The 9,867-nt window shown below is 68.5% G+C and carries 8 protein-coding genes; 4 read left to right on the top strand and 4 right to left on the bottom strand.

Annotated elements, in window-relative coordinates; all coding sequences use genetic code 11:
- Positions 1-76: 76 nt before the first annotated feature.
- A complete protein-coding gene (topA, locus tag HMPREF9336_RS03030; RefSeq protein WP_021030004.1) occupies positions 77-2,914 on the top strand; it encodes a type I DNA topoisomerase in 2,838 nt (945 codons plus the stop codon).
- Here topA and HMPREF9336_RS03035 read toward each other — a convergent pair.
- Positions 2,862-4,472, bottom strand: coding sequence for an adenylate/guanylate cyclase domain-containing protein (locus HMPREF9336_RS03035; protein ID WP_007471536.1), 1,611 nt, complete (start codon positions 4,470-4,472; stop codon positions 2,862-2,864). The two genes, topA and HMPREF9336_RS03035, sit on opposite strands and share 53 nt — an antisense overlap.
- A gap of 94 nt (positions 4,473-4,566) precedes the next feature.
- Here HMPREF9336_RS03035 and HMPREF9336_RS03040 point away from each other — a divergent pair, with 94 nt between their 5' ends.
- Positions 4,567-4,782, top strand: coding sequence for a hypothetical protein (locus tag HMPREF9336_RS03040; RefSeq protein WP_007471535.1), 216 nt, complete (start codon positions 4,567-4,569; stop codon positions 4,780-4,782).
- Positions 4,783-4,924: 142 nt separating this feature from the next.
- On the opposite strand, the gene HMPREF9336_RS03045 is transcribed toward HMPREF9336_RS03040, so the two are convergent.
- The gene (locus HMPREF9336_RS03045; RefSeq protein WP_007471534.1) at positions 4,925-6,139 is read right to left on the bottom strand and encodes a hypothetical protein; all 1,215 of its coding nucleotides are present in this window, start codon (positions 6,137-6,139) and stop codon (positions 4,925-4,927) included.
- A 67-nt stretch (positions 6,140-6,206) separates the two neighbouring features.
- Here HMPREF9336_RS03045 and HMPREF9336_RS03050 point away from each other — a divergent pair, with 67 nt between their 5' ends.
- Positions 6,207-6,506, top strand: coding sequence for an MGMT family protein (locus tag HMPREF9336_RS03050; RefSeq protein WP_007471533.1), 300 nt, complete (start codon positions 6,207-6,209; stop codon positions 6,504-6,506).
- A 37-nt stretch (positions 6,507-6,543) separates the two neighbouring features.
- Here HMPREF9336_RS03050 and HMPREF9336_RS03055 read toward each other — a convergent pair whose 3' ends face one another.
- Positions 6,544-7,968, bottom strand: coding sequence for an LLM class flavin-dependent oxidoreductase (locus HMPREF9336_RS03055; protein WP_007471531.1), 1,425 nt, complete (start codon positions 7,966-7,968; stop codon positions 6,544-6,546).
- Complete coding sequence (locus HMPREF9336_RS03060) at positions 7,965-9,191, bottom strand: acyl-CoA dehydrogenase family protein (protein ID WP_040584937.1); 1,227 nt, start codon at positions 9,189-9,191, stop codon at positions 7,965-7,967. Before HMPREF9336_RS03060 ends, HMPREF9336_RS03055 begins: the two co-directional genes overlap by 4 nt.
- A gap of 187 nt (positions 9,192-9,378) precedes the next feature.
- Between HMPREF9336_RS03060 and HMPREF9336_RS17350 the strand changes: the two genes are divergently transcribed.
- A complete protein-coding gene (locus HMPREF9336_RS17350) occupies positions 9,379-9,855 on the top strand; it encodes a hypothetical protein (protein WP_007471528.1) in 477 nt (158 codons plus the stop codon).
- Positions 9,856-9,867: the final 12 nt, after the last annotated feature.

Genomic DNA, 9,867 nt, shown 5'->3' on the forward strand with positions numbered 1-9,867 from the left:
CGGCTCCGAGACTAAATAAATAGGGTGTGACGACTCGCGGCGCGCGAACGGTGCGCGAACGCATTACTGGGAAGGTATGGCAACGGTGGCAGCACGGCGCAGCGCCGACGACACGCGCGGCTCGGGGAGCCAGCGCGGCTCCAGCGGCGACGGTCTTCGGCGGTTGGTGATCGTCGAATCCCCGACAAAAGCCCGAAAGCTCTCCTCTTTCCTCGGCGGCAATTACGTCGTCGAGTCCTCCCGTGGGCACATCCGCGACTTGCCGAGGGGCACTGCGGACATCCCGGCGAAATACAAAACGGAACCTTGGGCGCGGCTCGGGGTCAACGTCGAGGCGGACTTCGACCCGCTCTACGTGGTGAGCCCGGAGAAGAAGGCGACGGTCACCGAGCTGAAAGACAAGCTGAAGACGGTCGACGAGCTTTACCTCGCGACGGACGGCGACCGGGAGGGCGAGGCGATAGCCTGGCACCTCCTGGAAACGCTCAAGCCCAAGGTGCCGGTGCGCCGGATGGTGTTCCACGAGATCACCGAGCCCGCCATCCTCGCCGCCGCCGCGAACCCCCGCGACCTGGACACCGACCTCGTGGACGCCCAGGAGACCCGGCGCATCCTCGACCGCCTCTACGGCTACGAGGTGAGCCCGGTGCTGTGGAAGAAGGTGATGCCGAGGCTTTCCGCAGGACGGGTGCAGTCGGTGGCCACGCGCATCATCGTGCAGCGCGAACGCGAGCGCATGGCGTTCCGCTCGGCTTCGTACTGGGATCTGTCGGTCACTGTGGCGAGCGATCCGGAGTTCACCGCGAAGCTGGTGGAGCTCGACGGGCTGCGCGTGGCCTCGGGCCGGGATTTCACCCCGCAAGGCGAGCCCGCGAACCCCGACCGGGTCCGGATCGTGGGGGAGGCAGAGGCGCGGGCGCTCGCCGAAGCGCTCGTCGGCGCGCAGCTGGACGTCGTGGACGTGGCCGAGAAGCCCTACTCGCGCAGGCCGTACCCGCCGTTCATGACCTCGACGTTGCAGCAGGAGGCGAGCCGCAAGCTCCGCTTCTCCACCGACCGGACGATGCGCCTCGCGCAGCGGCTGTACGAAAACGGCCACATCACCTACATGCGTACCGACTCGGTCACGCTCTCGCAGCAGGCGACCGAGGCCGCCCGCTCGCAGGCGACGGCGTTGTTCGGGGCGGACGCGGTGCCCAAAGCGCCACGGCAGTACGCGAGCAAGGCGAAGAACGCGCAGGAGGCGCACGAGGCGATCCGCCCCGCAGGAGACTCCTTCGCCCGTCCTGAGCAGCTGGCGGGGACGCTCGACAGCGACGAGCTGCGGCTGTACGAGCTGATCTGGCGGCGGACGGTCGCCTCGCAGATGGTGGACGCGCGGGGCACGAGCACCAGTTTGCGGCTGGCGACGACCACGACGGCGAACGGCGCGGCGCGGGATTGCGTGTTCGCGGCCTCGGGCCTGGTCATCACGACGCAGGGCTTCTTGCGGGCGTACGTGGAGACGGTGGACGAGCTCGCGGGCGGCGAAGCCGACGACGCGCAGCGCCACCTCCCGCAGCTGACGAAGGGCCAGCACGTCCCGGCGAGGGAAGCGGCCCCCGCCGAGCACGCCACCTCGCCGCCCGCCCGGTACACCGAGGCTTCGTTGGTGAAAGCGCTCGAAGACCTCGGCATCGGCCGCCCGTCCACGTACGCGGCCATCATCGACACGATCCAGGAGCGCGGCTACGTCTACCGCAAGGGCGCTGCGCTGGTGCCAGCCTGGGTCGCGTTCGCGGTGGTGGGGCTGCTGGAGGCGTACTTCGACCCGCTGGTGGACTACGAGTTCACCGCGCACATGGAGGACGAGCTCGATGCCATCGCGGCGGGACGGGAGCACCGCACCCCGTGGCTGAACCGGTTCTACTACGGCGACCAGAACGGGCCCGCCCGCTCCGTGGCGCGCGCGGGCGGCCTCAAGCGCCTGGTCGGCGCGAACGCGGAGACCATTGACGCGCGCGAGGTCAACTCGATCCCGGTGTTCGAGGACTCCGAGGGCCGCCAGATCTGGGTGCGAGTGGGCAGATTCGGCCCGTACTTGGAGCGGATGGTCAAAGACGACCACGGCGAGCTGGTCTCGCAGCGGGCGAACCTGCATCAGGACCTCACGCCGGACGAGCTGACCCCCGAGGTCGCGGAGCAGCTGTTCGCGACGCCGAGCGAAGGCAGGCTGTTGGGCTTCGACCCGCAGTCGGGCCACGAGATCGTCGTGAAAGAGGGCAGGTTCGGGCCGTACGTGACCGAATTGCTGCCCCCGGCGGTCGAGGCGCAGCAAGAGGAGAAGGCGAAGGCGAAGGGCAAGAAAGCCGCCGCGCCCAAGCCGCGCACGGCCTCGCTCTTCAAGTCCATGGACCCCGAGCAGGTGACGCTCGACGACGCGGTGCGGCTGCTGTCCCTGCCGAGGACGGTGGGCGTCGACCCGAACACGGACGAGGAGATCACCGCGCAGAACGGCAAGTTCGGGCCGTACCTCAAACGCGGCACGGACTCGCGCTCGCTCGCGAACGAGGAGCAGCTGTTCACGATCACGCTTCAGGAGGCGCTCGCGCTGTACGCGGAGCCCAAGCGGCGCGGGGCGCAAGCCGCGGCCGGGCCGCTGCGCGAACTCGGCACGGACCCGGTCAGCGGCGCCGCGATGGTGGTCAAGAGCGGTCGGTTCGGCCCCTACGTCACGGACGGGACGACGAACGCCAGCCTGCGCAAGGGCGACGAGGTGGAGACGCTGACCGACGAGCGGGCTTCGGAGCTGCTCGCGGACCGTCGGGCCGCCGGTCCGGCGAAGAAGCCCGCCTCGCGGCGCGCAGCGCCGAAGTCCGCCGCTACGAAGCGGACGACGGCTCGGAAGACGGCTCCGAAGAAGCCGACGAGCTGATCGGAGGTGCCTCTGCGCGGGCGAGCCGCGTGAGCGCGTCGCGTCCGCGCAGCGAGACCTCTTCGCCGAGGATCCAGTGCCGCGCTTCCTCCGGGTCGGCGAGCGCCACGGCGCGCGCCGAGGCGAGCAGGTGGCCTGGCTCCGATTTCGCGAGCTCGCACAGGCGCGAGGCTTCGTTCACCGCGTCCCCGATGACGGTGTACTCCAGGCGCTCGTCCGCCCCGATGTGCCCGGCGACGACGGGCCCTGCGGAGACCCCGATCCCCACATTGGTCTCGTGCAGCGGCCCGGCGAGCACTTCCTGGAGGACTCGGGCCGCTTTGAGCGCGCGCCCGGCGAAATTTTCCAGCTCGAGCGGGGCCCCGAAGATCACTAGCGCGGCGTCGCCCTGGAATTTGTTCACATAGCCGCCTTCGGCCCCGACCACGTCCACCACGGCGTGGAAGAACTCGTTGAGCAGCTTCACCACGCGGGGCGCGCCGAGATGGAAGGCGAGCCGAGTCGAGCCGACCAGGTCGACGAACAAGACGGCGACGAACCGCTCCTCGCCGCCGAGCTGGACGCCCTCCTCGACCGCGCGCTGCGCGACGTCGGAGCCGACGAACTGGCCGAACAAGGCGCGCAGCCGCTCGCGCTCGCGGATCTGCCGGAGCATGTCGTTGAAGCCGGATTGCAAAAGGCCCAGCTCGGTGGTGGTGTTCACCTTGACTTGCGCGGTCAAATCGCCCTGCTCCACTTGGCGCATCGCCTCGCGCAGCGCCCGGACCGGCTCCCCGATGCCGTTGGCGAGCGAGCCCGCGGCGAGCAGGCCGACCGCGATCACGATGGCCGACATGATGAGCACGGGGAACATGAGCTGTTTGGCGCTGCCGTGCAGGACCCCGAACTCGTATCCCATCGCGAGGCCGAAAATGGCTCCCACAGGCACGCCCGAGCACAGGAGCCACACGACGCGCACCCGCCGGGAGACCCGGCTGGTGCGCTTGGTGGCGGCTCCGTCGGCGATGGCCTCGCTGATGATGGGCCGCAGCACCTGCTCGGAGCGCAAGTAAATGACCATGCAGATCACCGCGCCGCCCAGGAACGCCCCGAAACCGCCGATGAGCGCGCGCCGGGGCGAATGCTGGGCGAGGAACACGACGAACATGACCGAGCCGAAGAGCCATAAGGAGGCCGAGATCCACATCTGCGAAGCCGGCAGGCGCAGCGCCCGGTCCTTGGCGAGCTGCTGGTTCGGCACGCCTCGCCGCCGCCCCTGATGCCACATGAGCGTCGGCAAGGCGTGCCGAAGGCCGACGAGGGTGGAGACGGTGGCTCCGAGGGAGAGCAGCGCGAAGAAGAGCAGCTGCGAGCGTCTGTCCCCGAGGTCGGTGTACCAGACGGAGTCTTCGGGGGGAAGGACGAACTTCAGAAAGCCGAAGACGATGACGGCCCCGAGTATGTTCGCGTAGACGACGTAGAGAATGACCAGCGGCCAGCGGGTCCGAGGCAGCCAACGCAGGAATTTGACGATCTCACGAGGGGTGAGCCCCAGCTCGGCGAGTCTGCTCCTGCGCATTCGACCACAGTAGCGGATGGACCCCGCTGTGTAACCAGGTCGGCAGGACCGGTTGGAAGATAAGAGCCCAGGTGGCATCGCGTAAACTTCGCGTATGGCAGGCAAAGAATTGGACAGGTCCCGTGTCGGCGCGGCCCTCGATGTGATCAAGCAGCACCCTGGCATGGCCTTGTTCCTGGCTTCGCCGGCGCTTCTCGTCTTCGTTCTTCTGTGGTGGCTCGTGCATCCGGCGCTCGCAGTGGTCGTGCTGCTGGCGGCGGTGGGCGGCGGGATCTATGTCATCGGGCGAGGCGGTCGGAGCCGCTTCTGACGCCCCGCCGCGCGGCGGGGGAACGAGTGGCGCGGGGGACAGCCCGGCTCGTGGAGGGGCTTTGCCGGGATGCGTTCGCCTGGGACGCGGGGCTTCGATGCTGGAAACGGAAGGGGAGTCTCGTCCGGCGATGCGGCGCGGCCTACGGCTGACGCAGCTCTTCGCCGGTCTTCGCGTCGAATCGGTACACGGAGCCGCCGTACTCGTCGCTCGTGGCGACGAGGATCTCCAGCTGGCCGGTCCAGACGGGGTTCGGGATGGGCATGGTGACGCGGTCGTTCAAAGTCGTGGTGACGATGGTGATCGACATCGAGCGTTTGATCCGGTAGCCCGCGTAGGTGATTTCCTCCCCAGGATGGTTTTGCCGAGTCGCCAGCGTGACGCGGCGGAGCATGTCCGGCGACACGTCGACGACCGAGAAGAACGGGTCGTCGGGCGGGCCGGCCATGGTCGAGTCGCGCTTGAGCGTCCCGTTCCGGTAGGTGTAGGAGTCCCTGCCCTTCGGGTTGGTCGTGCTCCGCGCGTCGACGACGACGTGCTTGTCGTAGACGTTGCACGCGATCAGCTGGCGGTCCCGCAGCAGTTCGCGCAGCCGCGCGATGGTGTTGTCGAGCTCCTGCGACTCGTACAGCGGCTCAGCCGCGCCGCTGGCATGCGCGGGGAGCCCCCGCGACCACGCGAAGAAGCCGGACAGCCCGACCGGCGTGCTCGCGATGGAGCCGAGGAAACCGACTAGGAGGCAGGCGAGGACCGCCGCGAGGTTCGCCAGGAGTTTTTTGCGGTCCGCAGGGGCGGAGCCCGCCGCAGGGGCCGGCTCGGCGGCGGGCGGGGGCGCGGCGATGTCGTCGTAGCGCGCGCCTGCGGTTTTCAGCCGGTCACGCCACTCCGGCGTGGGCGTCTTGTCGAGCGCCAGCTGCTCCGGGCGGTTCTCGTCGTATGCCAGGACGATGTAGCGTCCGGTGTGGAAGTTCGGGAGCTCGCCCATGGTGATGAACTGCTTGAACTCGGCTCGGCGCGGACGGCCGGCGGAGGGGAAGACGGTGACGACGAAGGTGAACAGGTGGTTGCGGCCGTTGACGACCAGTCCCGCCTCGTCAAGCGACTCGACTCGTCCGAGCATGCGCGAAGGGAACGCGGCAGGGTCTTTTTCGAGTCGGTTGATCGGGCCGATGTTCCCCATGACGGCCCAGACGAAGAAGAGCGTGGTCACGCCGATGCTGGCGATGAGCACGAGGACGGGCAGCGGCCCGTCGACGAAGCCGGGATCGAGCGCGAAGGCCGTCCCGAGGCCGATCGTCGCGCCGAGGGAGATCCAGAACGCGACTTTGCGTCCCGTGTGCATGCCCTTTTTCGCCATGAAGAGACCCTAGGGGCGGCTTCCTCTGGGCGCAAGGCCCGCCTTGCCGGTTCATTAGACTGCTGTCATGCCGCAGCTCACTGACGCCGATTTCGAGCGGGTGCGCGAGCTTGTCGCGTCGATTCCGGAGGGCAGGGTCGCGACCTACGGCGACATCGCGAAAGCCGCAGGGCTCACGAACGCGCGACACGTCGGCTGGATCATGCGCGAGGACTCGGCGGACCTGCCGTGGCACCGGGTCATCGGCTCCTCGGGGCGTCCCGCCCAGCATATTGCCGCAGAGCAGCTCGCCCGGTTGCGGGCCGAGGGGATCCTGTCCGTCGACGGGAAGGTGCCGCTGCGCGAGCGGCGGCACGTGTTCCATTGACCCCGCTTCTTCCCAATCCTCGCCCCGGCGCGCTGAGCTAGACCGCGACCCGCTCCGGAGCCTGGTTGCGAGCGAGCGCGGTGGAGCGAGGGCCGCCGATCCGGTACTGGCTGCCGATGTGCTCTCCGGGGAGCCGGTCGCCCTTGCCGAAGAGTTTGTGCCGCAGCGTGCCGGGGGTGTACTCCTCCTGGTAGAGGCCGCGTTTGCGGAGTTCGGGGACGATGAGCTCGACGATGTCCTCGAACGTCCCAGGCGTGATGGCGTAGGCGAGGTTGAAGCCGTCCACGTCGGTTTCCGCGACCCATTCTTGGAGATGGTCGACGACGTTTTGCGGCGAGCCGACGAGCCTCGGGCCCAGCCCGCCGATGGCGGCGGCGCGGCCGATGTCGCCGACCTTCCACTCGCGGCCCTGGTCGTCGGGAGCCTGCAGCGCGGCGAGCGCGGAATGGATCGCGTTGGACTTCACGTTGCCGATCGGCTCGTTCGGGTGGTATTTGGACAGGTCGACCCCGGTCCATCCGGACATGAACGTCAGGCCGCCTTCGGGGCTGGCGTACTTGAGGAAGTCGTCGTGCTTGGCGTGCGCGAGCGCCTCGGTCTCGTCGGTGACGATGGTGAGCAGGGTGTAGATCCGCGCCGAGTACGGGTCGCGCCCCGCCTTGACGAGCTCGGCCCGGATCGCCGAGACGCGCTCTTTGAGCACGTGCTTCGCCGGGGCCGAGATGAAGATCGACTCCGCGTGCTTGGCCGCGAACCGGACGCCGCGCGAGGAGGCCCCCGCCTGGTAGATGACGGGGCTGCGCTGTGGCGAGGGCTCGGACAAGTGGATGCCCGGCACGGAGAAATACGTGCCCTCGTGGCCGATGTGATGCACTTTGCTCGGGTCGGTGAAGACTCCGCGCTCGCGGTCGCGGATCACCGCGCCGTCCTCCCAGGAGCCCTCCCACAGCTTGTAGAGCACTTCGAGGTACTCGTCCGCGTGGTCGTACCGGGCGTCGTGCTCTGTGTGGTCCTGGCCCATGTTCCGCGCCGCCGAGGGCAGATAGCCGGTGACGACGTTCCATCCGATCCGGCCCTTGGTGAGGTGGTCGAGCGTGGAAAGCCGACGGGCGAACGGGTAGGGGTGCTCGAAAGCGGTGCCCGCGGTGATCCCGAAGCCGAGATGCTCGGTCACCAAGGCCATCGCGGAGGTGAGCAGGATCGGGTCGTTCACCGGGATCTGCGCCGCCTCGCGGATGGCGGTCTCGTCCGATCCGCCGTAGACGTCGTAGGTGCCGAGGACGTCGGCGATGAAGAGGCCGTCGAACGCGCCGCGTTCGAGCAGTTTCGCGAGTTCGGTCCAGTAGCTCAGGTCTTTGTACTGCCACGCCCGGTCCTCAGGGTGGCGCCACATGCCCGGCGACTGGTGGGCCACGCAGTTCATGTCGAAGGCGTTGAGGCGAATCTTCCTTGGTTGGGTCATTTGGTCGGGTTCCTTTCGCCAACGGTCCACGCGTAGGGCGGGGCGGCGCCGTTGAGCAGGTTGTCGCCGAGGCGTTGTTCTTTGTAGATCACCGGGTTGTGCAGCGAGATCGTGCGCGCGTTGCGCCAATGCCGGTCGAGCGCCTTGTCGGCGCGGGTGATCGAGGCCCCGCCCACTTCGAAGAGGTCGGTGACCGAGCGCAGCACGAGCGGGATCACCGCGCTCTGCGCCTTCGCGGCGGCGAGCTCCGCCTCGTCGTAGAGTTCGGGCGGCGCGTCCTCGCCCGCGTTCAGCAGGTCGAGGAGTTCGCCAAGGAGGTCGGCGACCGCGAGCACCGTCGCCCGAGCGGCGAACGCGGCGGCCTCGCCCCGTCCGATCACCTGCTGCACGAGCGGGTCGTCCTTGGGCAGGTCGGCGAGGGCGTGGTTGAACGTCCGCGTGCGGCCGAGGGTGACCTCCACAACGTCGGCCACCGCGCGTTTGGCGATGCCCGCGAGCACAGACAGCTGGACGAGCTGGAACAACGCGGTTTGATGGGTTTTGCCGGGGTCGCCGTAGCCGCCTTCGAAGACTCGGTCCCCGAGGATCTGCACGCCCTCGTAACGGGAGGTGCCGCTCGCGGTGAGCCGTTGTCCGAATCCGTCCCAGTCGTCCTGCTGGGAGACCCCAGGCTGGTCCGCGTCGACGAGCACGCTGACCCGGTCGTCGCCGCGTTGCGCGGCGACGAGGATGTGGTCGGCGAAGAGGCTGCCCGTGGAGTAGAACTTCTCGCCATCCAGCCGCCAGCCCTGGCCGTCTTGCGCGAGCGTCGTCCGGTACCGGTCGTGGAAACCCTGCCCGAGCTCGGTGATCGCATTGCCGAAGATGGCCCCCTCGCCCGCCCGGCGCAGCCACTGCTCGCGGCGCTGCGGATCCTGTTCCAATCGAAGGTTCTCCAGGAAGCCGAAGTGCACCCGCAACGCCTGGGGCAGGTTCGACTCGGCCTCGGCGAGATCGATGAGCAGGCGGAACACTTGCGGCAGGCTCGCGCCAAGGCCGCCGAACTCCTGGGGGACGCGCAGCCTGGTGAACCCGGACTCGCGCAGCAGCTGGATCTCGTCAAAGGGGAGCCGTCGCTCGCGTTCGCGCCGGATCGCGCCCTCGGCGATGTGCGCGAAGACCGGCCGGAAGCGGGACTGCAATTCTGCGTCAGTCGGGGCGGAGGAGAGCACAACGCTGGACATGTGCGCCATGGTAGGAAGGCCGCGTGAACGGCATGCGCCAGCGCGGCGAACGCGTGCTGTCTCCCCAGCGCGTCGGCGCAGTTCAGCGGGGGCGAGAAGGCGCGGCTGGCGATGAGATTCGAGGTGAGCGAAAGCGCGGGGTAGGCTCGCCCCAGGTATTCGATCGCAAGATCAAGGAGATCTCTGTATGACGTTCCTGCAGCAGCCGGGCTTCCCGCAGCCGTGGCAGGGCGGACATGCGCCGAAAAAGAGCAAGAAAACACTGTGGATCGTGCTGTCGATTGTGGGCGCGCTCCTGATCTGCGCCGGAGGTTTCGCCGTCTTCATCTGGAAGATGACGCTGAGCCCGGACAGCGGGCCACAGCAGATCAAGGCGCTGGCGAAGGAGTACAAGGCCGCCGAGGACGCGGGCGACACGGCGAAATTGGCCAGCCTGCTGTGCTCGGCCGACGTCCCGGACGCGGGCAGCATCCTGCGCGCGGACGCGAAAGTCGCGCCGGGGGAGATCGACGTGCAAAGCACGAGCACGGTCAACGATCTCGGCTCGGTCGGCTTCCGCGACTCGAAAGGAACCCGCTGGAGGCTCTACTTCCGCAAGGAAGACGGCATGTGGAAAGCGTGCCCTTCGGCGGAGGACGCGTACCGGGCGGCGGACAAGGAATAGACCGCGTGGCCT

Origin of the sequence: Segniliparus rugosus ATCC BAA-974, assembly GCF_000185725.2 — a bacterium.
Taxonomy (GTDB): domain Bacteria; phylum Actinomycetota; class Actinomycetes; order Mycobacteriales; family Mycobacteriaceae; genus Segniliparus; species Segniliparus rugosus.

Coding starts and splice junctions, on each gene's coding strand:
- HMPREF9336_RS03055 (WP_007471531.1), bottom strand. CDS start 7,968: ATGACCCAACCAAGGAAGATTCGCCTCAACGCCTTCGACATGAACTGC.
- topA (WP_021030004.1), top strand. CDS start 77: ATGGCAACGGTGGCAGCACGGCGCAGCGCCGACGACACGCGCGGCTCG.
- HMPREF9336_RS03060 (WP_040584937.1), bottom strand. CDS start 9,191: ATGTCCAGCGTTGTGCTCTCCTCCGCCCCGACTGACGCAGAATTGCAG.
- HMPREF9336_RS03035 (WP_007471536.1), bottom strand. CDS start 4,472: ATGCGCAGGAGCAGACTCGCCGAGCTGGGGCTCACCCCTCGTGAGATC.
- HMPREF9336_RS03050 (WP_007471533.1), top strand. CDS start 6,207: ATGCCGCAGCTCACTGACGCCGATTTCGAGCGGGTGCGCGAGCTTGTC.
- HMPREF9336_RS17350 (WP_007471528.1), top strand. CDS start 9,379: ATGACGTTCCTGCAGCAGCCGGGCTTCCCGCAGCCGTGGCAGGGCGGA.
- HMPREF9336_RS03040 (WP_007471535.1), top strand. CDS start 4,567: ATGGCAGGCAAAGAATTGGACAGGTCCCGTGTCGGCGCGGCCCTCGAT.
- HMPREF9336_RS03045 (WP_007471534.1), bottom strand. CDS start 6,139: ATGGCGAAAAAGGGCATGCACACGGGACGCAAAGTCGCGTTCTGGATC.